Source organism: Lacinutrix sp. MEBiC02404 (assembly GCF_053601575.1).
Genome location: NZ_JBSHNV010000156.1, coordinates 1 through 213, shown reverse-complemented (window position 1 = coordinate 213; position 213 = coordinate 1). Strand labels below are relative to the sequence as shown.

1 protein-coding gene is annotated in these 213 nt (G+C 41.8%); it reads right to left on the bottom strand.

Going from position 1 to position 213, the window contains the following annotated elements:
* A partial coding sequence (locus ACVCXO_RS07595; protein WP_452228995.1) for a hypothetical protein occupies positions 1-213 on the bottom strand: 213 nt, incomplete at both ends.

Genomic DNA, 213 nt, shown 5'->3' with positions numbered 1-213 from the left:
TACTCCATCTCCATCACAATCTGCAGTTGCCCAGTCACTTGTTGTGTCTGTTAAATCTACATTGGATAATGTTCCTCCGATACATGGATCGGTATCATTTGGATCCGTATCACTTGTTTCTCCATCGCCATCACAATCTGTAATCGCTGTTACAGGTAAAGTAATATCTGTTGCTGTAAATTCACATGCATCGTTTGGATCGGTGTCGTTTGG